This window comes from Streptococcus sp. C150, from assembly GCF_000187445.1.
GTDB lineage: Bacteria > Bacillota > Bacilli > Lactobacillales > Streptococcaceae > Streptococcus > Streptococcus raffinosi.
Window position 1 is genome coordinate 1,540,433 of sequence record NZ_GL698449.1, and the last position, 22,294, is coordinate 1,562,726.

At 40.8% G+C, this 22,294-nt stretch carries 20 protein-coding genes and 1 pseudogene; 2 read left to right on the forward strand and 19 right to left on the reverse strand.

From position 1 onward, the window contains the following. Positions 1-45: 45 nt before the first annotated feature. The 8 genes from alr to HMPREF0848_RS07020 all read right to left on the reverse strand — a co-directional run bounded on the left by alr (position 46) and on the right by HMPREF0848_RS07020 (position 9,988). Positions 46-1,149, reverse strand: a complete 1,104-nt coding sequence (gene alr, locus HMPREF0848_RS06985) for an alanine racemase (RefSeq protein WP_008535571.1) — start codon at positions 1,147-1,149, stop codon at positions 46-48. Between the two features lie 27 nt (positions 1,150-1,176). Continuing rightward, positions 1,177-1,530, reverse strand: a complete 354-nt coding sequence (acpS, locus tag HMPREF0848_RS06990) for a holo-ACP synthase (RefSeq protein ID WP_008535572.1) — start codon at positions 1,528-1,530, stop codon at positions 1,177-1,179. A 9-nt stretch (positions 1,531-1,539) separates the two neighbouring features. Continuing rightward, positions 1,540-2,565: a 3-deoxy-7-phosphoheptulonate synthase gene (locus tag HMPREF0848_RS06995; RefSeq protein ID WP_008535574.1), complete on the reverse strand. Its 1,026-nt coding sequence runs from the start codon at positions 2,563-2,565 to the stop codon at positions 1,540-1,542. A gap of 81 nt (positions 2,566-2,646) precedes the next feature. Continuing rightward, positions 2,647-3,681: a 3-deoxy-7-phosphoheptulonate synthase gene (locus HMPREF0848_RS07000; RefSeq protein ID WP_008535575.1), complete on the reverse strand. Its 1,035-nt coding sequence runs from the start codon at positions 3,679-3,681 to the stop codon at positions 2,647-2,649. A gap of 23 nt (positions 3,682-3,704) precedes the next feature. Then, positions 3,705-6,254: a preprotein translocase subunit SecA gene (secA, locus tag HMPREF0848_RS07005; protein WP_008535577.1), complete on the reverse strand. Its 2,550-nt coding sequence runs from the start codon at positions 6,252-6,254 to the stop codon at positions 3,705-3,707. A gap of 177 nt (positions 6,255-6,431) precedes the next feature. Further along, positions 6,432-6,782, reverse strand: a complete 351-nt coding sequence (locus HMPREF0848_RS07010) for a hypothetical protein (protein WP_232203283.1) — start codon at positions 6,780-6,782, stop codon at positions 6,432-6,434. 234 nt (positions 6,783-7,016) lie between these two features. Then, positions 7,017-7,910, reverse strand: coding sequence for a fructokinase ScrK (scrK, locus tag HMPREF0848_RS07015; protein WP_008535580.1), 894 nt, complete (start codon positions 7,908-7,910; stop codon positions 7,017-7,019). Between the two features lie 176 nt (positions 7,911-8,086). Then, a complete protein-coding gene (locus tag HMPREF0848_RS07020; RefSeq protein WP_037609077.1) occupies positions 8,087-9,988 on the reverse strand; it encodes a sucrose-specific PTS transporter subunit IIBC in 1,902 nt (633 codons plus the stop codon). 190 nt (positions 9,989-10,178) lie between these two features. Here HMPREF0848_RS07020 and HMPREF0848_RS07025 point away from each other — a divergent pair, with 190 nt between their 5' ends. Next, entirely contained in the window at positions 10,179-11,621 is a 1,443-nt protein-coding gene (locus HMPREF0848_RS07025) for a sucrose-6-phosphate hydrolase (protein WP_008535583.1), read from the forward strand. Between the two features lie 8 nt (positions 11,622-11,629). Beyond that, positions 11,630-12,595 (forward strand): LacI family DNA-binding transcriptional regulator, encoded by a 966-nt coding sequence (locus tag HMPREF0848_RS07030; RefSeq protein ID WP_008535584.1) that lies wholly within the window; start codon positions 11,630-11,632, stop codon positions 12,593-12,595. Between the two features lie 90 nt (positions 12,596-12,685). On the opposite strand, the gene nusB is transcribed toward HMPREF0848_RS07030, so the two are convergent. The 11 genes and pseudogenes from nusB to uvrA form a co-directional block, all read right to left on the reverse strand. Further along, positions 12,686-13,120 carry a transcription antitermination factor NusB gene (nusB, locus tag HMPREF0848_RS07035; protein ID WP_008535585.1) on the reverse strand — a complete coding sequence of 145 codons (435 nt, stop codon included), beginning with the start codon at positions 13,118-13,120 and terminating at the stop codon, positions 12,686-12,688. After that, on the reverse strand, positions 13,113-13,502 hold the full coding sequence (locus HMPREF0848_RS07040; protein ID WP_008535586.1) for an Asp23/Gls24 family envelope stress response protein: 390 nt from the start codon (positions 13,500-13,502) through the stop codon (positions 13,113-13,115). Before HMPREF0848_RS07040 ends, nusB begins: the two co-directional genes overlap by 8 nt. A gap of 70 nt (positions 13,503-13,572) precedes the next feature. Continuing rightward, positions 13,573-14,133 carry an elongation factor P gene (gene efp, locus HMPREF0848_RS07045; RefSeq protein WP_002889261.1) on the reverse strand — a complete coding sequence of 187 codons (561 nt, stop codon included), beginning with the start codon at positions 14,131-14,133 and terminating at the stop codon, positions 13,573-13,575. Positions 14,134-14,247: 114 nt separating this feature from the next. Beyond that, on the reverse strand, positions 14,248-14,703 hold the full coding sequence (locus HMPREF0848_RS07050; protein WP_008535587.1) for a deoxycytidylate deaminase: 456 nt from the start codon (positions 14,701-14,703) through the stop codon (positions 14,248-14,250). A gap of 18 nt (positions 14,704-14,721) precedes the next feature. Next, on the reverse strand, positions 14,722-15,783 hold the full coding sequence (locus HMPREF0848_RS07055; RefSeq protein ID WP_008535588.1) for a M24 family metallopeptidase: 1,062 nt from the start codon (positions 15,781-15,783) through the stop codon (positions 14,722-14,724). 131 nt (positions 15,784-15,914) lie between these two features. Then, positions 15,915-16,637: a hypothetical protein gene (locus HMPREF0848_RS07060; RefSeq protein WP_232203284.1), complete on the reverse strand. Its 723-nt coding sequence runs from the start codon at positions 16,635-16,637 to the stop codon at positions 15,915-15,917. Further along, positions 16,627-17,449 (reverse strand): annotated as a pseudogene (locus HMPREF0848_RS07065) (ABC transporter ATP-binding protein). The gene HMPREF0848_RS07060 and the pseudogene HMPREF0848_RS07065 overlap by 11 nt, the downstream one beginning before the upstream one ends. Before the next feature lie 60 nt (positions 17,450-17,509). Next, positions 17,510-18,370: a thioredoxin family protein gene (locus tag HMPREF0848_RS07070; RefSeq protein ID WP_008535594.1), complete on the reverse strand. Its 861-nt coding sequence runs from the start codon at positions 18,368-18,370 to the stop codon at positions 17,510-17,512. A gap of 269 nt (positions 18,371-18,639) precedes the next feature. Beyond that, positions 18,640-18,840: a hypothetical protein gene (locus HMPREF0848_RS07075; protein ID WP_021146487.1), complete on the reverse strand. Its 201-nt coding sequence runs from the start codon at positions 18,838-18,840 to the stop codon at positions 18,640-18,642. Between the two features lie 241 nt (positions 18,841-19,081). After that, on the reverse strand, positions 19,082-19,324 hold the full coding sequence (locus HMPREF0848_RS07080) for a DUF3923 family protein (protein ID WP_008535598.1): 243 nt from the start codon (positions 19,322-19,324) through the stop codon (positions 19,082-19,084). 94 nt (positions 19,325-19,418) lie between these two features. Continuing rightward, a complete protein-coding gene (gene uvrA, locus HMPREF0848_RS07085) occupies positions 19,419-22,244 on the reverse strand; it encodes an excinuclease ABC subunit UvrA (RefSeq protein WP_008535600.1) in 2,826 nt (941 codons plus the stop codon). Positions 22,245-22,294 lie beyond the last annotated feature (50 nt).

Consider the following 22,294-nt stretch of genomic DNA (forward strand, 5'->3'; position numbering starts at 1 on the left):
TTCACGAAAAGCAAAAAATCCAGCCGAAAGCTGGATTCCTCTTTTTTACTCATAACTGCGAGGGACACGATCACTAAGTAAACAAAGAACTTCGTAGTTGATAGTACCACGTTTTTCAGCCACCTCTGTCGCAGTGATGCTTGCTCTCCCATTTTCGCCAATAAGCGTAACAGGAGTACCTAGGGGATAGACTTTAGGCAAGCGAATGGTAATTTGGTCCATAGACACACGCCCAACAATAGGACAAAATTGACCATCCACAATAACGTGGAAACCTTGTAAATCTCTAGTCCAACCATCCGCATATCCGATTGGAATCGTTCCAATAACCTCGTCAGTCGTCGTCGTATAAGTGGCACCATAACCGACATCTTGACCTGCTGGTAGGGTTTTAACATGAACAAGAGCTGTTTCCAAACTTAGGGCAGGACGAATCTTATAAGGAAGATTCAAAGCACTACCACTAGGATTGAGACCATAGATAACAACACCCAAACGTACCGCATTAAAGACGGTTTCGGCATGCCAGATACTTGTTGCTGAGTTGCTTGCGTGTACCAGACGAGGACGGTCAGCCAAATTTTCCACCAAATTTGTGAAGAAGGCCAATTGGCGCTTGAATTTACTATCGTCCGCCTCATCAGCAGTTGCAAAATGGGTAAAAATACCTTCGACATCGGCACCAAGTGTCTTCAGACCAGCAATCAAGCTATCTGCATCCCCTTGGCTACGCACCCCAATACGGCCCATACCTGAATCAACCTTAATATGACAGGTTAAACCAGTCAAATCAAGCCCTTGATTCTTAGTCATTTCCAACCACTCTAGCGAAGCCACCGTTAGAGTAATATTTTCTTGAATAGCCAAAGGAACCTCGTCTGGCAAGACTACTCCTAAAATGAGTATTGGCTGCTCTAAGCCAGCTTGACGGAGTTCAAGCGCTTCGTCCAGATTGGACACACAAAAACCGTCTACCCGTTCAGACACCTGCTTAGCCACTGCGACTGCTCCATGACCGTAAGCATTTGCCTTAACCACTGCAAAAGTCTTTACCTTTTTAGGAATATGACTAACCACTTGTTCAATATTTTCTGAAATTGCTGATAGATCAACCTTTGCCAAGGTTGGTCGATGTAAACTTGAAATCATAAGCTATCCTCTTCCAACACCTATCTTTTAATTTTCTTCTAAAATGACACTTGCCTGAACAAAATCACCACTATGGGAAATCGAGATGAAGACTTTCCCCTCAAAAGGTGACTGGGTTACCACAGGAGCTCCTTTGTCATTGTTCAAAATTTCAATATCCTTAAAACCGACCGCTCCAATTCCAGTTCCCCAGGCTTTTGAAAAAGCTTCCTTACCGGCCCAGCGCCCTGCTAAATAGGACATCTGACGACTCCCAGAAAGAGACTCAAAGCGCTCCCATTCTTTCGACGTCAAAACCTTCTTTGCAAAGCGCGGATTGCGATCATAAGCCCTTTTCACAGCTGAAATTTCCTGCAAGTCTATACCATGTCCAATAATCATAGCTACTTACTATAGTCGGTCGTGAATTTCACGAATAAGACTGTCTGTCTTAGCCCAACCAAGACACGGATCTGTGATTGATTTTCCGTAAATTTCAGGCGTATCTTGACGACCATCCTCAAGATAAGATTCAATCATGAAGCCACGCACAGTATCTGCAATACGCTCATCCCACTCACGGTTAAGAAGGACTTCACGCACAATTCGAACCTGCTCAATAAAGTTTTTACCAGAGTTATCATGGTTGGTATCAACAAGAATAAATGGATTTTCCAAACTAAAATTACTGTATTTATCCAAAGCCTTAACCAAGTCCTCATAGTGGTAATTGACAAGACTCTGACCATTTTCATTGTTAGCCCCACGCAAAATAGCATGCGCCAATGGGTTCCCATCTGTCTTGACTTCAGCTCCATTAAAAATGAAGTGCTGTTGGTTTTGCGCAGCATAGATACCATTAAACATCACATTCAAATTACCTGATGTTGGATTCTTAAAGCCAGTTGGCACGTCAATACCAGAAGCCACGAAACGGTGTTCTTGGTCTTCAACCGAACGTGCGCCAATAGCATGGTAGCTAAGCAAATCCTCAAAAAAGTCAAGGTTTGATGGGTAAAGCATCTCGTCTGCAATAGGCAAACCTGTTTCAATAATAATACGTGATTGCAGGTGACGAACAGCCTTAACTCCCGCAAGAAGATCTACGTCACCTTCTGCATCTGGTTGGTGAATAAGACCTTTATAACCATCTCCATTAGTACGTGGTTTAGCTGTATAAACACGCATAACGATGAAAATCTTGTCTTTCACTTCTTCCTGAAGCTGAGACAGACGATGGGCATAATCAAGAACAGCCTCTTCATTATCAGATGAACATGGCCCGATAACCAAGAGGAGACGTTTGTCCTCCCCCTTGATAATTTTTGCCAAAGTCTCATCATTAGCTTGTTTGGCTGCTAAGGCATCTCCTGTAAGGGCATGCAATTTTCTAACTTCCGCCGCATCAATAAGCGGACTATTTTGGTGAATTCCCATTTAATTCCCTCTCTTTGCGAAAAGAGAGCGAACCGTTTGGTCACCCAAACGGCTCACTCCCCAAATATGGTTTCTGTTATCTTACTTTTTTGACAAAGTGTCGTGAATTTCACGAACCAATTCTTCTGTCTTAGCCCAACCAAGACATGGGTCTGTAATTGATTTACCATAAACATCTGGTGCATCTTGACGACCATCTTCAAGGTAAGATTCAATCATGAAGCCACGTGCAACTTTGTTGATTTTTTCATTCCAATCACGGTTAATCAAGGTTTGACGAACGATACGAATTTGTTCCAAGTAACGTTTACCTGAATTATCATGGTTTGTGTCAATAACGATGAACGGATTTTCAAGACCCATTTTTTCATAATGTTCAATTGTATCAAGAACATCATCATAGTAGAAGTTAGGCACGTTTTTACCATATTCGTTCGTTGAACCACGAAGGATAACGTGTGCCAATGGGTTACCTGATGTTTTCACTTCTTCACCGTTAAAGAGGAAGTCTTGTTTGTTTTGTGCAGCATAAATACCGTTAAACATCACGTTAAGGTTACCTGATGTTGGATTCTTCATACCAGTTGGAACATCAATACCTGAAGCCACAAAACGGTGTTGTTGGTCTTCCACAGAACGTGCACCAACGGCAATGTAGGATACAAGATCATCTACCAATGTAAGGTTTTCTGGATAAAGCATTTCATCGGCAGTCGTAATGCCAGTTTCAGTGATAACACGGTAGTGAAGGTTACGCACAGCTTTAATTCCGTTAATAAGGTTTGGTTTTCCTTCAGCATCAGGTTGGTGCACAAGCCCTTTATAACCATCACCATTTGTACGAGGTTTAGCTGTATACACACGCATCACCATAAAGACCTTGTCTTTAACTTCTTCTTGAAGTTTAGCCAAACGGTGAGCATAATCAAGAACGGCTTCTTCATTATCAGATGAACATGGACCGATAACCACTAGCGTACGATCATCTTCACCCTTAATGATTGCTTCAAGTTCTTTATCACGTGCTTGTTTCTTGGCAAGAGCTTCACCTGTCAATGTAGTTGATTCTTTAACTGCATCAAAATCAATTTTTTTACTTACTGCTTTAAAAACCATAATAATTACCTACTTCTTTTTTCCTAAAATTGCTTACGACCGTGACAATTTTTAAATTTCTTACCTGAGCCACATGGACAGAAATCATTACGACCAACTTTACTAAAGTCAATATCCTGACCATTCGCATCTGTCTGTTGTGCTTGGATATTACCTGTTGCTGTTGTTGAAACACGTTCATTCACATTTTCACGAGATTGTTCGTGGATTTGTGCTTTCATCATGGTACGTGTCACATCATATTCAATCGCTCCAACCATGTCTTGGAACATCTTGAACCCTTCAGATTGATACTCAACAATTGGATTGTTTTGCGCATAACCACGTAAACCAACAGCGTTACGTAATTGGTCAAGGGCATCAATGTGATCTGTCCACTTGTTATCAACAACCATCAAAATCAAAACTTTTTGGAATTCACGGATAGCTTCCTCTGAACGTAATTTCTTGATTTGGCGATCATAAACATCATCTGCTAATTCATTCAAGTAAACTTTAATAGCTTCATAATTAACACTACGTTTAGTGACTTCACCCACTTCTTTCAAGTCTTTAAGTGAGATGGCATTTTCAGGAACCAAGGCCTGACGGGCAAACGTCAAGATTGCCCTAAGAGCTTCATCTTGATCATTGCGACTGTGACCTTCGACCGTACGATTAATTGTACGCTTAATCATAGCCTTAATTTCAGGTTCAAGATCACGCTCTGCTGTGATAACATCATAACGCTCAGCGTAAATGATTTCACGTTGCTCACGCATAACGTCATCGTATTGAAGGACTTGTTTACGTGTATCGTAGTTATTCCCTTCAACACGTTTTTGAGCTGATTCCACTTGACGAGTCAACATACGTGATTTGATGACAATATCTTCATCATCAGCATTAAAGCGTTCCAAGACATGTTTGACACGATCAGAACCAAAACGACGCATCAATTCATCTTCAAGTGAGAGGTAGAATTGAGATTCACCTGGGTCCCCTTGACGTCCCGCACGACCACGCAACTGGTTATCAATACGGCGACTTTCGTGACGCTCTGTACCAATGACACAAAGTCCACCAAGATCCAGAACACCTTCACCAAGTTTGATATCGGTACCACGACCGGCCATGTTGGTCGCAATCGTAACGGCACCACGTTGACCCGCATTCATGATGATATGGGCTTCTTTTTCGTGGTTCTTGGCATTAAGCACTTCGTGAGGAATACCTGCTTCAACCAACATTTTAGAAATCAAGTCAGATGTTTCAACGGCAACGGTACCAACAAGAACTGGTTGACCCTTTTCATAACGACGTTTAACATCTTGCACTACCGCACGGAATTTGGCATCCAAGGTTGGGTAAAGAAGGTCATCATGGTCAATACGTTGAATTGGACGGTTGGTTGGAATCGGAATGATTCGCATGTTATAGATTTCACGGAACTCATCTTCCTCAGTCTTACCTGTACCAGTCATACCTGACAATTTCTTGTACATACGGAACATATTTTGGTAAGTGATTGAGGCAGATGTCTTGGTTTCCTCTTGAACTGGTACGCCTTCTTTAGCTTCAATAGCTTGGTGAAGTCCATCAGAGAAACGACGACCTTCCATGGTACGACCAGTAAATTGGTCAACGATAAGGATTTCTTGCTCAGGACTTACCACATAGTCAATATCATGCAACATGATATAGTTGGCACGAAGGGCATTATCAATATAGTGAGTCAAGGCTACATGGTCAATATCGTACAAGTTATCCAAGTTGAAGAATTCTTCGGCCTTATCAATACCAGAGTCATTCAAACCAATGGTTTTGGTTGGAACATCAATGGCATAATCATCTTCAGTCAATGTCTTAACAAAAGCATCTGAACGATGATACAACTGGTTAGTCTCTGAACTTACAGGACCTGATACAATCAATGGTGTACGGGCTTCATCAATAAGAACCGAGTCAACCTCATCGACCAAGGCATAGTTCAAAGGACGTTGTACCATGTTTTCCTTACGAACAACCATGTTATCACGGAGGTAGTCGAAACCGACCTCTGAGTTGGTTGAGTAAGTGATATCACAGTTATAGGCTTCACGCTTTTCAGCTGGTGATTTGGCAGAAAGGTTAATCCCTACTGACAAGCCAAGCCAACTATAAAGCTCACCCATTTCAGTTGCGTCACGCTCTGAAAGGTATTCGTTAACGGTAATAACGTGTACACCTTCACCTGAAATAGCGTTAAGGTAAACAGGCATTGTCGCCGTCAAGGTTTTCCCTTCCCCTGTACGCATCTCTGGTACGTCACCATGGTGAAGAACAATACCACCCATGATTTGCACACGGTATGGGAAAAGTCCAAGGACACGTTTTGCCCCTTCACGAACAACCGCAAATGCCTCTGGCAAGAGTTGGTCTAGGCTTTCTCCGTTTTGATATCGTTTTTTAAATTCATCTGTTTTTGCCTTAAGTTCTTCATCTGAAAGGGCTGCCATTGCATCTGCATAGCCCTCAACTTTCTTGGCAGTTTTTTCTAGTTTCTTAATTTCGCCTTTATCATTTTCAATGATTTTGCGTAATATATTTGCCATCTTATTTCCTTTCGACAGTCTTTATCTCCATATTTTACCACAAAAACACCCTTTAAACAAGAAATCACACAAGGATTGACAAAAGAAAAAAGCCCTAGTTTAAAGCCTTTCACAACGGATTGACAAATAAACTAAAACTTTTTTATTAGATTCACTGAAAATAACGACAATATCACTTTAGAATTTTTCCTCAGATAGTTCTTGCTTCTCTAGGATTTTCTGAAAATCCTGCAAGAGCTTATCAAAGGCTTGATCAAAGAAAGCTCGGTCAGAACTGCTATAAGCCGTCATATGCATTGGACTAGCTTCAAAATCCACATAAAATTGATAGTCCAAAGCCCCATTTTCCCAGTGAAATTTAAGGCTGGGAGAGGCCGTCTTTTCACCACACATGCCTGGAATCGCTCGTTGCAAGCCATAAATGTGGTCGCCATAATCTTTCAAACGGTAATAAGCCCCTTCAAAATAATAGGTCTCTCCAACTTCAATGCCTTTAAAAAGGTCTGCTAAAATTTGTTCTCTACTCATATTTAAGCCTCGCTAGGTTGATTGACAGCACCCTCCATTCGACCATCAATTCTCCAACCTGCAACATCATTATTAACCGATATAATCACTTAAAATATCATATACCACGGCCGTCTTCAGACGACCCTACCTAGATTTTCTAAACCTGGGCAAGTGTCAAACCACCGACCCTATAGATCTTCCTAAATAGCGCAAAACGCCTTAAGAATATCTCTTAAAGCGATTTGACAATTCTTACTTGTTTGCTTGTTTATCTGCCACATCTTTGGCAAGGGCAAAGTTACCAAGTGTCGCAGAACCATTACCTGAAACAGCAGGTGTCACAATATACTCAGTCACATCTGGTACTGGAAGGTAACCATTTAAAAGAACCGTGAATTTTTCACGAACACGACGAAGCATATGCTCTTGACCCATTACTCCACCACCAAAGACGATAACTTCAGGACGATAGAGAACAGTTGCCTGAACAGCAGCTTGAGCAATATAGTAAGCTTGAATATCCCACACTTCAGAATTTTGCTCAATCAACTCTCCACGAATACCTGTACGAGCTTCAAGCGATGGACCAGCAGCCAATCCTTCCAAACAACCACGGTGGAAAGGACAAGTTCCGTTAAACTCATTAGTAACATCATTAGGATGAAGAGGCACATAAACGTGACCTGCTTCCGTGTGACCAACACCACCAATGAATTCACCATTTTGAATGGCACCAGCACCGATACCAGTTCCGATAGTGTAATAAACAAGACTCTTAACACCTTTACGAACAAGTGTCTCACCATAGGCAGATGAGTTAACATCCGTCGTAAAATAGAAAGGAATATTAAACTCTTTTGCAATCAAACCAAGAAGGTCAACGTTTGACCAGTGTGGTTTTGGCGTTGAGGTAACATAACCGTATGTTTCTGAGTTAGGATCAACATCAATTGGACCGAATGAACCAATGGCAATTCCAGCTAATTGGTCTTCATAACGTTTGAAGAAGGCAACGGTACGATCGATTGTTTCGTATGGTGTAGTGGTTGGGAATTGGGTCTTTTCAACGACTTGGAAATTTTCATCACCAACAGCACAAACAAATTTTGTACCACCAGCTTCCAAGCTTCCGTAAAGTTTAGCCATATGCAAGCTATCTCCTTTTGTGATCTATAAATTACTATCTTAATTATAAAGAAAAGTGGCGTAAAAGACAATCTATATTCCGTTTGATTCACCAGTCTTAGACACCCGAACTTATCTCTTTTCTTTATCTGATATTTAACTAAAAAAGCCGAAATAGCTTCGACTTTTCTAGATTATTATTTAACTGCGATGAAGTCTGCACCTTCAGCAACTGATCCAGTTGCTACTGATGAAACATCTTCGAAGTCTGCAGTATTTGTAACGATTACCATAGTTGTATCGTCAAGTCCTGCACCTGTGATAACTGAGCTATCGAAGGTAGCCAAGACATCACCTTTTTTAACACGTTGATTAGCTTTAACTTTAGCATCAAATCCTTTACCATCAAGTGAGACAGTGTCAATACCGACGTGGATAAGCACTTCAGCACCTTTATCAGATTTAAGACCATAAGCGTGACCCGTTGGGAAGGCGATTTGCACTTCACCATCAAATGGTGCAACCACTTGGTTACCTGAAGGTTTGATAGCCGCACCTTTACCCATAGCTCCTGATGAGAAGACTGGGTCATTAACATTTTCCAAAGCTACAACTTCACCTTTAAGTGGAGCAGCGATTGTTTCAGCTTGCAATTCAACTGGAGCTGAACCTGCTGAAGCAATATCTTCAGCTACAACTTCTTCAAGAGCTTCAACTTCCTCTTCTTTGTATCCAAAGAGCCATGTAAGGGTGAAACCAAGAGCAAGGGTAACAAGTACCATAATCACATACTTAAGCACTTGACCGTTAAGGTAAAGAAGAGTACCAGGAACGATTGTTACACCAAATCCTGTACCAGCAAGGTTAAGGATTGAAGCCAACCAACCACCAGCAGCACCAGCGATAAGACCCATGATAAATGGTTTACCGAAACGAAGGTTAACCCCGAAGATAGCTGGTTCAGTGATACCAAGTACCGCTGAAAGAGTTGCAGGGAAAGCAAGAGCTTTCAACTTAGAGTCTTTAGTTTTAACACCAACTGCAAGTGTTGCACCAGCTTGGGCAGTCATCGCAGCTGTGATGATAGCGTTAAGTGGGTCTTTACCTGTATTAGAAATAAGGTTAGCTTCAAGTAAGTTGAAGACGTGGTGAACCCCTGTAACGACGATAACTTGGTGAATACCACCGAGAACAAGACCTGCAAGACCAAATGGCAAGTTAAGAATCCACTCTGTACCAGCAAGTACGTAACTCTCAACTGTGTGGAAGACAGGACCAATGATAAAGAGGGCCAAGGCTGACATTACAGCAAAGACAACAAGTGGACGCAAGAGGAGGTCAAGAACATCTGGAACCCATTTACGAACCCATTGTTCAAACTTAGCACCAATCAAACCTACGAAGAAGGCTGGAAGGACTGAGTTTTGGTAACCAACTACTGGAATAAAGTCAAAGAAGTAAATTGGTTTTGCAGCACCTGATGCAACATCCCAAGCATTTGGAAGAGCGTTGTTAACCATCATCAAACCAAGAACCAAACCAAGAAGTGGTGAGCCACCAAATACGTTAAAAGCTGACCAACAAATCAAGGCTGGGAAAAAGGCGAAGGCTGTATCTGTCAATACAACTGTGTAAGTGTAGAAATCAGTAGCAGCGAAGGCTTTAGAAGTCGTACCGAACAATCCAAGAACTGTATCGTTATTGATGGCTCCACGGATACCCATGAAAAGACCAGTCGCTACAATAGCTGGAAGCAATGGAACGAAAACGTCACCGAATGAACGGATAGCACGTTGGAACCAGTTCCCTTGTTTAGCAGCTTCTGCTTTTTGTTCGTCTTTAGATGCTGTTGGAAGACCCTGAGCAACGACTTCGTCGTAAATCTTGTTAACAGTACCTGTACCAAAGATCATTTGGTATTGACCTGAGTTAAAGAAAGCACCTTGAACTTTTTCGATGTTCTCAGCTTTTTCTTTATTGATTTTGTTTTCATCTTTAACCATCACACGTAGACGAGTTGCACAGTGAGCAACACTGTTAACATTTTCACGTCCACCGAGGGCTTCGATGACTTCTTTTGCAATTTGTTTGTTATCCATTTGCAAAATTCTCCTTAATAAAATTTGTTTTTGAAAGCGTTTCGCTGTTCTTTACGATATTTATTTTATCATGTTTTTGTAATATGTCAACCGTTTAACATATTTTTTTATTTTTTTGTGGTAAATCATTGATTTTTCTATGTAAAACGTTTACTATATTACTAACAAATAGATTAGGAGATCACTTTATATGAATCTACCAACAGAAGTTCGTTACCGTCCATATGAAGATTGGACAAATGAAGAGAAAAAACATATTAAAGAAAATGTTGCCAAATCACCTTGGCGTGCCAGTTATCATATTGAACCAAAAACAGGGCTTCTTAATGACCCAAATGGTTTTTCTTACTTTAATGGTAAGTTCCAACTTTTCTACCAAAGTTGGCCATTTGGAGCAGCTCACGGTTTGAAACAATGGGTTCATACTGAATCAGAAGACTTGGTACATTTCACAGAAACTGGTGTCAAACTCTTGCCAGACCATGAAAATGATAGCCACGGTGCCTACTCAGGTTCTGCTTATCAAATCGGTGATAAACTCTTTATCTTCTATACTGGGAACGTTCGTGATGACAATTGGGTTCGTGACCCTCGCCAAATCGGTGCTTGGATGGATAAAGACGGCAACATCGAAAAATTCGATAAAGTTCTTATCAAACAACCCGCTGATGCTACTGAACACTTCCGTGACCCTCAAATCTTCGATTACAAGGGTCAATTCTACGCTATCGTAGGAGCCCAAAACCACGATAAACAAGGCTTCATTAAACTTTACAAGGCAGTTGATAATGACGTTGAAAATTGGGTTGAAGTTGGCGACCTCGACTTTGGTGGTACTGGCTCAGAATACATGATTGAGTGTCCTAACCTCGTCTTTGTAGATGGCAAACCTGTTCTTCTCTATAGCCCTCAAGGTCTTGATAAAGCTGAACTTGACTACGGTAATATCTACCCTAACACTTATAAGATTTTCCAAGATTTCGATCCTGAGAAACCTGCCCTTGTTGATGGTACGTCAATTATCAACTTAGACTACGGGTTCGAAGCCTATGCTACTCAAGGATTTAACACTCCAGATGGTCGTGCCCTTATTGTTAGCTGGATTGGTCTTCCAGACGTGGATTACCCAACTGACAAATACGACTACCAAGGTGCTATGAGCTTGGTTAAAGAGTTGTCTATTAAAGATGGCAAACTTTACCAATACCCAGTAGAAGCTATTACAAGCTTACGTGCTAACCAAGAAGATTTCGCTGAAAAAACAGCTACAACTAACACTTACGAGCTTGAACTTAACTTCCAAGCTAATAGTCAAACCGAGCTTGTTCTTTTCGCGGACCAAGAAGGAAATGGCTTGTCACTTACCGTTGATACTGAAAACGGAAAAGTTATTCTTGACCGTTCTAAAGCTGGTGAACAGTATGCTACAGACTTTGGCACAAGCCGTGAATGTACTCTTGAGGCCGGTCAAGCTGCTACAGCTAACATCTTTGTAGATAACTCAATCGTTGAAATTTTCTTCAACAAAGGTGAGAAAGTCTTCACTAGTCGTGTTTTCCCAAGTGCAGAACAAACTGGTATCAAAGTAACGTCAGGAAACGTTTCTGGACACTACTTCGACTTGAAATACTAAGGTGATTTATGGTCGCAAAGCTTACTGACGTTGCCGAACTGGCTGGTGTGAGCCCAACCACAGTTTCTCGCGTCATAAACAAAAAGGGCTACCTCTCACAAAAGACCATTGACAAAGTTCACGCTGCTATGCAAGAACTCAACTATAAACCAAATAATTTAGCTCGAGGCCTCCAAGGAAAGTCGGCCAAACTCGTTGGCTTGATTTTCCCAAATATTTCCAATGTATTTTATGCCGAACTTATTGAACGTCTTGAGGATGAACTCTTTAAGCAAGGCTATAAAACCATTATTTGTAATAGTGAGCATGATCCTAACAAGGAGAGAGACTATTTGGAGATGCTTGCCGCCAACCAATGTGACGGCATCATCTCGTCTAGTCACAATCTTGGTATTGAGGATTATGAGAAGGTTGAAGCTCCCATCGTTGCCTTCGACCGTAATCTCGCCCCAAAGATTCCTATTGTTTCGTCTGACAACTTTGAAGGTGGCAAGTTAGCCGCAAGAGCTATGGTCAAGGCTGGCTGTCAACGCATTGTCATGATTACAGGCTATGATAATTCGGATTCTCCAACAGGACTTCGTCAACTAGGTTTTAATTATGAATTGGACAAGAAAGGTATTATTTGTCCTGTTCCAAACGATTTGTCTCTCATGCGACGAGAATTAGAAATCAAATCTATTATCTCTCGTGAAAAACCAGATGGCATCTTTGTTTCGGACGATTTAACAGCTATCTTGGTTATGAAGATAGCTAGACAATTGGGACTTTCTATCCCAGATGACCTAAAAATCATCGGTTATGACGGTACCGCCTTTATCCGTCACTTCTACCCAGAGTTAGCAACTATCCAACAACCTTTGGATGAAATTGCTAAGCTTTGTGTCGAAATTCTTCTCAAGAAAATTAAAGGCAAAACAGTTAATCGTGATTATGTACTTCCAGTGAGTCTGATTGCTGGTGGCAGTATATAAATGAAAGTCGCAAGAAATCTCCGCTTGCGACTTTTTTCTTGTTACATTTGTAGAAAAAAAGAAGTTGAAACAACGCTCAACTTCTTTTACTTATGCTTCATCTATCACAAACTGACTAAGTACACCATTAATGAACTTAGCAGATGTTTCATCAGAATATTTTTTAGCGATTTCAATGATTTCGTTAATAGCTACACGTCCTGGTGTTTCTTCAAATGACGTGATTTCATAAAGTCCCAAACGAAGGAGAGTACGATCTGTCACAATCAAACGTGAGAGGCTCCAACCCTCTTTCAACTTTTCTTCAATTTGACTATCAAGTTGGGCCAACTCTTCACGGACACCTGTTACTAGGCTAAGAAGAAAGGCTGGTACATCAACTTCAGTTTCTTCCCCAATCGGTTTGTCAAAGGTATAAGCAAAATGCGCTTGTTCTAGGACTTCACCACCAAATTCCAGAGCAAAGAGCGTTTGAAAAGCACGCTCACGAAGGTCACGACGTGAATCTTTAAAGATATTAGTCATTCAAAAAATCCTCGTTAAACAATTCAGCCAAGTCTGGTTTTTGTGATTTCTCAGTGACAATAGACTCAACGTGGACGTTAACATCTGAAATTGCCACTTCGGCCATATCATAGACAGCAGCTTTGACTGCTTTTTGAATCTCAATCGAAACCGCAGGAACATTAACGCCATACTGAAGAGAAACGTAGATATCAGCGTTTACTGTACCATCTTCCTCCGTTTGGAGGTAAACACCACGGCCCAAGCTTGTTTTGCTAAGGCTGTCAGTGACATTTTTGTTTTGAAGGGCGTAAACACCTTCCACTTTAGTTGCAGCGATACCTGTAATCACTTCAAGCACACGAGGGGCAATAACGATTTCACCGATATTTTCTGTAGTCATCCCATGTTTCCTTTCCGTTAGTTTGGAAAATAAAGCCTTCAAACCAGTGATTTGAAAGACTTAGTTAGGCTTAGGCACGTGATACGTAAGTACCTTCAGCTGTGTTGATAACCAATTTTTGACCAGCTTCGATAAAGTCTGGAACGTTAACCACAAGACCAGTTTCAAGTGTTGCAGGTTTACCTGAACCTGTAACTGTCGCACCTTTGATTGATGGTTGTGTTTCAGTAACAGTCAATTCAACAGTTGTTGGTACTTGAACACCGATAACTTCTGTTCCGTAGAATTGAATTTTGACATCTGAGTTTTCAAGGACGTATTTCAATTCTTCTTGAACGTTAGCTACTGGAATTTCATATTGGTCATATGTTTCAGTATTCATGAAGTATGCAGTATCATCCATTTGGTACAAGTATTGTGCTGGTACTGTTTCGATGATTGCTTGTTCAAATTTTTCTTCTGGACGGTAGCTAGTGTCAAATGTTGACCCAGAACGCACATCACGCAATTTCATACGCATGATAGTATTACCTTTACCAGGTTTGTGGTGGCTAGCTTCAAGAACTTTGATCAATTTGCCATCATTAGTTACGAAAGTCATACCCGCACGGAGTTTACTTGCTTCAATCATTATTAAATACCTCTTTGTAAAAATTATTATCAGTTTATTCTACCATAAATGACAGTAGGGCTCAAATGTTTTATAGAATCAGCCCTAGCCCTAAGCTCTTTACAAAGAAAAGAACTAGTCATCCATTCCCAAACGAACCTCTGGAACATCATGTTGGACATAAGAAACACCCTTTTGCTGCATCAGTTCCATAGCAAAGCCATGAGGACGATAGTTGGCCTTATAAGTAATCTTAACGATACCAGCCTGCAAGAGAGCTTTAGTACAGTTAATACAAGGAAAATGCGTCACATAAATCTCTGTATTTTTAGTTGAAATACCTTCTTTAGCGCACTGAATGAGGGCATTCATCTCTGCGTGAACCGTTCTGATACAGTGGCCATCTTCCATATAGTGACCTACCTCGTTACAGTTATCAGTCTCAGAAACCCCACCGTTATAACCAGTAGCAATAATACGATTATCCTTGACCAAAACAGCCCCAACATAAGCACGATCACAAGTAGAACGTTTAGAAATTAGCTCAGCATTAGCCATAAAATAGTCTTGCCAAGAAAGACGGTTTGGCATAAATCTTTCCTCCAAATCTTAGAGCACAATCAATTCCTTAGGTGCAAGTGTAATCAACTCGCAACCATTCTCAGTGATAATAATGTCATCTTCTATACGAACACCATATTTATCAGCCAAATAAACACCTGGTTCATCCGTTAAGACCATACCAGCCTCAATGGTCTCATCAGAATTCCCAAAGTAAGGAATTTCGTGAATGTCAAGACCAATACCGTGTCCGATACCATGTGTAAAGTGGGCACCATAGCCCGCTTCAACAATAACGTCACGCGCAACCTTATCATAGTCACGACGTGTCATACCAGCCTTAGCAGCATCAATCAAAGCCTGATTAGAACGTAAAACAATATCGTAAATCTCACGCTCCTCATCAGTCGTGTCCCCAATATGGATGGTACGAGTCATGTCACTAACATAGTGCTTGTAGTAACAACCAAAGTCCATCGTCAAGGTCTCACCTGACTGGATAACCTTTTCTGAAGCTACACCGTGAGGCATGGCTGAACGGTAGCCTGAGGCAATGATAGACTCAAAGGAAGTTCCAGAAGCCCCATACTCACGCATACGGAAATCAAGGAAGTTAGCCACTTGGAGTTCAGTCGTTTGACCCGGCTTAATAAAATCAAGAACATCTGTGAAAGCACGGTCTGAAATAGAACAAGCCTTACGTATAGTCGCCAATTCTTTATCATCCTTAATCATACGTAACTCTTCCATAAAGTTATTTTGTGGTGACAAAGTATAACCTTCAAAAATAGCTTGGAGCCCTTGATAATAAGCGAATGACACCTGGTTATCAAAACCGATTGTTTCAAGTTTGTCAGCTTCAATCAGTTTAACAATATCTTTAAGAGGGTCTTTACTTTCAATAATATCAAAACCATGCACAGATTGTTTAGCAATAAGCGTATAACGTGAATCTGTTAAAAAGAGACGACGATTTTTCGTAATGAAAACAGTCGCATTTGTTCCCCAGAAATTCGTCAAATAGTAAATGTTATTTTGTCCTGTCACAAGCAAGGCATCAAGCCCTGATTGAGCAAGTTTCGCATCAAATCGATCAAGTCTATGTTGCATCTGAATGACTCCTTAGGTATTTTAGATTAATTATACCAAATTTTCAGATTCTAAAGGATGAAATCGACAGTTTAGCCTGTTTTTTTGATTGTATAAAGAAAAAGCCAGATAAAACTCTGACTTTATAAGCATTACACATAGGCTCGCTTTTTGTAAATCGCTGGCGTCAAAAGGAGCAAAAACAGGGTCCAAGAAAACAAAACAAAGGCTTCACGAAGATTAAAGAACTGTTGACCGCTAGTAAAGACTGCTCTCATAAAACTAAACGGCACGTAAGTCATCAGCTTAGTCATGGTAGCCCCTAAACTAGCCAAATAGAGTGTAAAGAAGGTCATTCCTGTTACCCCAAAATAGACTGTTACAAAGGCTGTTAAGGTATTCTTTAAAAGTAAGATAACCAAAGTTGAAACCATATAAATAAAAGCTCCATAAGCTAGGAAATCAACATAGATTTTTCTGATATAGTCCCACAAAGGAAAATCGACATGTTGCACAGAGTACTTGTAAAAAATCAACTCTAAAACCAAGATAGTAGCTGCAACTATGGATAAAATAAGGAAGCTCAGAAGCTTTCTGAGAATTACCTCTAGACCAGATAAGTCACTCACCCGAATCATATTAATCGTTCGATTCTGAAATTCTCTTCCCAAACTGGATACAGCTAAGTAAGCAAAGACGATATCCACTATAAAAGAATAACTAGCTATAATCGCAGATGGACCAAGATAAGACTCCTTATAGCCATCACATAAGATAACAATCGCACCAATCAGCCCTTGCAATACAAGACAAATAAAGGCACTCTTTGTCACGCATTCTTGCTTTAAAAATACCGTTCTCAATTTAGTTGCCATTAAAAAGTACCTCACTCAATCCTGCTTTTTCATATGTGAAAGGAATCCCCTCTTGTCCCAAAACCTGTTTAATCTTTTCTATTCCTTTAACCAGAATGTCATGCTTTTGACATTCAAAAGCAAGGTCATTTAGTTTTAGTAAGGTCATCAAAGACTTCATGCTCAAATCCTCAGTGTAAATTTTATATTTGGCATTTGCATCATCGTCCAAACAAGTCAATTTGTGATTCTTCAACAAATAGTTTTTTTGTACAAACCTGTTCTAGATTGGATAGGATGTGGCTAGAAATGATAAAAGTTAGACCATGATTTTTAGCTAACCTTTCAATCAAGGCCAGAAGACTATTGATACCATTAGGGTCCAGACCGTTAGTAGGTTCATCAAGAAGGATAAATTCGTCTGATGCAATTAAAGCGATAAACAAACCTACACGTTGCTTCATCCCCAAGGACAACTTTGAAGCCTTACGCTTGAGATAGGTTGCTACCTCCAAATCTTCTTTATAGCAATCAATCAATGAATAATCTTTATGATAAAGTCTGCAATAAAACTTAAGGTTAGCTTCAACCGTCATGTTGGGATATAAGGCTGGAGCCTCAATCAAGGCACCCACAGTTTGGGTTTTTAAGTCAATAGTTCCATTAGTCCTCTCTAAGATACCCGAAATTAATTTCATTAAGGTCGTCTTTCCTGCACCATTATTGCCAATCAGCCCAGTAATATCCCCCTTTTCCAAGGTTAACGAGATATCATCCAAGACAGGTTGCTTCCCAAAACTATAGTTTAACCCTATCACCTCTAGTACTGTCATGTATTTACCTTTCTTTGTGCTAAATTGCTAGTCCAAACTTTAAGGAAAATAAGATATAAATTAGAATATTTTTCCTAGAAAATTTTTAAGAAGAGTTGTCAGGCTCCAAAATACCTGTTTAAGTTGAGACACCACGCTAGTAACTGATGGCTCAGAAATACTGTTTAAAGACTTATCATCCTCTTTAATTAGACTTTCAGGTGATGATTCGGGCAATGGATTCTCCGATTTTGCTGCCACTTCCCTTACCTCTGACAACTCAGTTTTATCATTTTCGCCAGCAAAAACGGCCTGATAAATAGCTTGAGCATCTGGTGCACTACCCAAGTAACCAGAAACCAATTGACCATTTTTTAGGTGAATCACACTCGGAGTACCCGGAATTCCCAACTTATCAAACAAAACCTTACGAGAATCACGATCCAAATGATCCGAATCCGTGTTGTAATAAAGGAGTTGACCATTGATTAAAGCATTAAAATCCTTTAAAACGGGAGAATTTTGGCGACAATAATAACAGCTTGGACGACCAATATACAGAATATGATCACCACCATCTTCAGTTAGCATATTGGTGACGTCGCTGTAAGAGATTTGTGTCACATTTTCAAGATTCTTTTCATAAGTTTCGACCGAAATCTCTTCGGAGCTAACTTTCTCCTCAATCACTTCTGTCTGTTCTGAGTGAGAGAGTGAATTTTCCTTGCTTTCACTACTAGAATCAACCTTCTCAGACACTTGCTCGGAAGCTTTCTCAGAAGAAACCTCTACATTGCCCGCTTCACCATTCTCAACAGAACCACTGGCTAGTTCGGTAGTCGCCTCCTTAGCATTTAGCTCATCTGCTGATCCACTAATTACCGCTAGTTGACAAGCTCCCAAAACGAAGCTTGACATCAAAACAAATTGTATTTTTTTCATCTATTCTCCTTTTTTAAGACTGTATTAAACCTTTCTATCTACCCAAAAACAATAACAAGGGAACCATTACACTGATAACCATATCCGTCTCCTTTCGTTATTAAAAAATCAAGGCCTTTACAACCTTGTTTAAGCTATGAATTCATTATATAAGCGAATCCAAAGAAAAAATAGTGACATAAATGTCACCATCCCACTAGAATAATGCAAGACACAAAAAAACTGAGCCAATGAGCTCAGTCTAAGCTTATAGAGGTAACTAGCGAAAATCATCTTTCTTTGTCCTTACTAGCTAGTCTAAGTGCAAACAAAGAGACAGCCAATGAAAGAGTTGCCCAGACAAGGCTATGGTCAATAAAAGCGATGCCTTCTGTAAAACTTAAAGTAGCGTTCATCATTACAATAAATAGCCATACAATCACAATAACAAGGGTCAACCCATTAATAAGATTTGCTTTTTGTTTATCCATATTTTTCTTCTCCATATCTGGTCCTTTCAAAGCTGGTCATTCTAACCCCTAATAACTCTAAAAACAGCTGTTCTTGAGCAATTTTTTAGATAAGATTTGAGGCCGAAAGATACGGCTACTCTCTTAATTTTCTAACCTTTAGTAGTTAGCTTTACAGGGCTTGCCTCTATTATAGAATCTCCTGTCTCAAAAAAATAGTGACATAAATGTCACCATAATTAGACATGAAAAGGACCAGTCGCTATAAGACTTGTCCTAAAATGTGTTTACTTTTACGGTGTCTCATAATAAGAAACAAAATCATCTCAAAAAGGAGGAAACTAACATAAATACCTATAACATAAAGTAAGGTTTCCCATTTATCCGTAGTTGATTGAAAATGACCATGATGATCCACTGTGCGAATACTGATTAAAAGACAAATATCCAAAAATAGAGCTAGAAGAATACCGTTAAACCCTATGAAAAAACGCTTTTTTACCATAGTCTGACTCCTGTATGTTTTTTTCTTAACAAGAGAATAGCAAACTCAACTTAAACCAGCCTAAAGCAAAAAAGACTCAGAGAGCCTTCTTCTTTTATTTCAATTTTTCTTTCAAATACTGTCCTGTGTAGCTTTCTGGAACAGCTGCTACTTCTTCGGGGGTACCTGTAGCTACGATGGTACCGCCACCAACACCACCTTCAGGACCTAAATCAATGATATGGTCTGCAGTCTTGATAACATCCAGATTATGCTCAATCACGAGAACTGTGTTACCATCGTCCGCAAAACGCTCAAGCACCTTCAAAAGACGTGCGATGTCATCGGTATGAAGACCAGTCGTAGGTTCATCTAAAATGTAGAAAGACTTCCCAGTAGAGCGCTTGTGCAACTCACTAGCCAGCTTCATACGTTGGGCTTCACCACCTGATAGGGTTGTTGCGGGTTGTCCCAAGGTCACATAGCCAAGTCCCACGTCCTTGATAGTCTGCACCTTACGAGCAATCTTAGGAATAGCCGCAAAGAAATCAACCGCATCATCAACTGTCATATCCAGAATTTCAGCAATATTTTTTCCCTTATAACGAACCTCTAAGGTCTCAGAATTATAGCGTGTGCCATGGCAAACCTCACAAGGGACATAAACATCGGGCAAGAAATGCATCTCAATCTTGATAATACCATCACCAGAGCAGGCTTCACAACGGCCACCCTTGACATTGAAAGAGAAACGCCCCTTCTTGTAACCACGAATCTTGGCCTCATTGGTTTGAGCAAAAAGGTCACGGATATCGTCAAAGACGCCTGTATAAGTGGCTGGATTAGAACGAGGTGTACGGCCAATTGGACTTTGGTCAATGTCAATCAAGCGCTCGATATGCTCGATGCCAGTCACAGATTTGTGTTTTCCAGGTTTCTCACTATTTCGATTCAGCTCTTGGGCAATCTTTTTCTTGAGAATACCATTAACCAAAGTCGATTTTCCTGAACCAGAGACACCTGTCACTGCGATTAATTTCCCAAGTGGGAATTTGACCGACACATTTTTAAGGTTATTTTCACTAGCACCTTTAACCTCGATAAAACGACCATTCCCTACACGGCGTTCCATCGGTACAGGAATTGATTTAGCACCTGACAGGTACTGACCAGTAATTGATTTTTTGTTTTTAGCCACTTCCTCTGGGGTTCCCGAGGCCATGATTTGTCCACCAAAGGCACCAGCACCAGGTCCCACGTCAATGAGCCAGTCAGCTTCACGCATGGTATCTTCATCGTGCTCTACCACAATCAAGGTATTGCCCAAGTCACGCATTTTCTTAAGACTTGAAATCAAGCGGTCATTATCACGCTGATGAAGCCCGATAGAAGGCTCATCCAAAACATATAGGACTCCAGAAAGGTTAGAACCAATCTGTGTCGCCAAACGGATACGTTGGCTCTCACCACCTGAGAGGGTACCAGCCATACGAGAAAGGGTCAAGTAATTAAGGCCGACATTATTTAGGAAGGTCAATCGATCCTTGATTTCCTTGATAATTGGACGGGCAATCATTCCTTCATTTTCACCCAATTCCAAGCTATCGATTTCCTCAAGATGATCTGAAATAGACAAATCAGAGATTTGACCAATATTTAAGCCATGCTCACCACCAACACGAACCGAGAGAGCCGCTTCGTTGAGACGATAGCCATGACAAGTTGGACATGACAACTCATTCATATAACCACGCATAACATTGCGAGTGAAATCACTATTGGTCTCGTGGTAACGACGATTGATATTAGTCACAACCCCTTCAAAAGGAATGTCAATATCACGCACCCCACCAAAATCATTAACATAATGGAAATGGAATTCACGATCTCCAGACCCATAAAGAATCAAATCCTGCTCTTCTTTTTTCAGGTTTTCAAATGGCGTATCCATATCCACGCCAAACTGCTCCATGGCTTGCTCAAGCATGGCTGGATAGTAGTTGGATGAAATCGGATTCCAAGGCGCCAGAGCACCTTCACGCAAGGTCTTACTAGCATCAGGAATAACCAAATCCATATCAACTTCTAGTTTATTGCCCAAACCATCACAGGTCGGACAAGAGCCAAATGGCGCATTAAATGAAAAGAGACGAGGCTCCAACTCAGGAACTGTGAAGCCACAAACCGGACAAGAATAATGCTCTGAGTAGAGCAATTCGTTATCATCCATAGTGTCCACAATCAAGTAGCCATCCGCTAATCGCAGCGCTGCTTCTACTGAATCAAAGAGTCGGCTACGGATACCATCTTTATTGACCAAACGGTCTACAACCACCTCGATGTTGTGCATCTTAGACTTAGATAATTCGGGGACTTCCGTCACATCGTATATCTCACCGTCCACACGAACACGAACATACCCATCCTTCTGCACACGTTCAAAAATGGACTTGTGTTGCCCCTTTCGGCGACGAACAATCGGCGCCAAAATCTGCATACGTGTCCGTTCAGGAAGGGCTAAAACCTCATCTACAATCTGTTCCACAGAGGATGACTGAATAGCTCCGTGTCCATTAGGACAATAGGGAACACCCACACGAGCATAAAGAAGACGAAGATAATCATTAATCTCCGTTGCTGTCCCTACAGTTGATCGAGGGTTCTTACTCGTTGTTTTCTGGTCAATGGAGATGGCAGGACTAAGCCCGTCAATCGAATCCACATCAGGTTTCTCCATATTTCCCAAAAACTGACGGGCATAAGCTGAAAGACTCTCCACATAACGGCGTTGACCCTCTGCATAAATGGTATCAAAAGCCAAAGAAGACTTACCAGACCCCGACAACCCCGTCACGACGACGAGCTTGTCACGAGGAATCTCCACATCAATATTTTTTAAATTGTGAGCTCTTGCTCCATGAATCACTAACTTATCTTGCATATTTTTCAAGAGGCCCCAGCCCTAAAGCCACTGCCACTCCTTTCTACAGA

Excerpts from the sequence above, each read along its gene's own strand:
- scrK (WP_008535580.1), bottom strand. The coding sequence starts at position 7,910 with ATGGCTAAACTTTACGGAAGCTTGGAAGCTGGTGGTACAAAATTTGTT.
- HMPREF0848_RS07010 (WP_232203283.1), bottom strand. The coding sequence starts at position 6,782 with ATGAGTAGAGAACAAATTTTAGCAGACCTTTTTAAAGGCATTGAAGTT.
- HMPREF0848_RS07040 (WP_008535586.1), bottom strand. The coding sequence starts at position 13,502 with ATGACTACAGAAAATATCGGTGAAATCGTTATTGCCCCTCGTGTGCTT.
- HMPREF0848_RS07020 (WP_037609077.1), bottom strand. The coding sequence starts at position 9,988 with ATGGATAACAAACAAATTGCAAAAGAAGTCATCGAAGCCCTCGGTGGA.
- acpS (WP_008535572.1), bottom strand. The coding sequence starts at position 1,530 with ATGATTATTGGACATGGTATAGACTTGCAGGAAATTTCAGCTGTGAAA.
- HMPREF0848_RS07000 (WP_008535575.1), bottom strand. The coding sequence starts at position 3,681 with ATGGTTTTTAAAGCAGTAAGTAAAAAAATTGATTTTGATGCAGTTAAA.
- HMPREF0848_RS07075 (WP_021146487.1), bottom strand. The coding sequence starts at position 18,840 with ATGGATAAACAAAAAGCAAATCTTATTAATGGGTTGACCCTTGTTATT.
- uvrA (WP_008535600.1), bottom strand. The coding sequence starts at position 22,244 with ATGCAAGATAAGTTAGTGATTCATGGAGCAAGAGCTCACAATTTAAAA.
- HMPREF0848_RS07055 (WP_008535588.1), bottom strand. The coding sequence starts at position 15,783 with ATGCAACATAGACTTGATCGATTTGATGCGAAACTTGCTCAATCAGGG.
- nusB (WP_008535585.1), bottom strand. The coding sequence starts at position 13,120 with ATGACTAATATCTTTAAAGATTCACGTCGTGACCTTCGTGAGCGTGCT.
- secA (WP_008535577.1), bottom strand. The coding sequence starts at position 6,254 with ATGGCAAATATATTACGCAAAATCATTGAAAATGATAAAGGCGAAATT.
- HMPREF0848_RS07070 (WP_008535594.1), bottom strand. The coding sequence starts at position 18,370 with ATGAAAAAAATACAATTTGTTTTGATGTCAAGCTTCGTTTTGGGAGCT.
- HMPREF0848_RS07025 (WP_008535583.1), top strand. The coding sequence starts at position 10,179 with ATGAATCTACCAACAGAAGTTCGTTACCGTCCATATGAAGATTGGACA.
- efp (WP_002889261.1), bottom strand. The coding sequence starts at position 14,133 with ATGATTGAAGCAAGTAAACTCCGTGCGGGTATGACTTTCGTAACTAAT.
- HMPREF0848_RS07080 (WP_008535598.1), bottom strand. The coding sequence starts at position 19,324 with ATGGTAAAAAAGCGTTTTTTCATAGGGTTTAACGGTATTCTTCTAGCT.
- alr (WP_008535571.1), bottom strand. The coding sequence starts at position 1,149 with ATGATTTCAAGTTTACATCGACCAACCTTGGCAAAGGTTGATCTATCA.
- HMPREF0848_RS07050 (WP_008535587.1), bottom strand. The coding sequence starts at position 14,703 with ATGCCAAACCGTCTTTCTTGGCAAGACTATTTTATGGCTAATGCTGAG.
- HMPREF0848_RS07060 (WP_232203284.1), bottom strand. The coding sequence starts at position 16,637 with ATGGCAACTAAATTGAGAACGGTATTTTTAAAGCAAGAATGCGTGACA.
- HMPREF0848_RS07030 (WP_008535584.1), top strand. The coding sequence starts at position 11,630 with ATGGTCGCAAAGCTTACTGACGTTGCCGAACTGGCTGGTGTGAGCCCA.
- HMPREF0848_RS06995 (WP_008535574.1), bottom strand. The coding sequence starts at position 2,565 with ATGGGAATTCACCAAAATAGTCCGCTTATTGATGCGGCGGAAGTTAGA.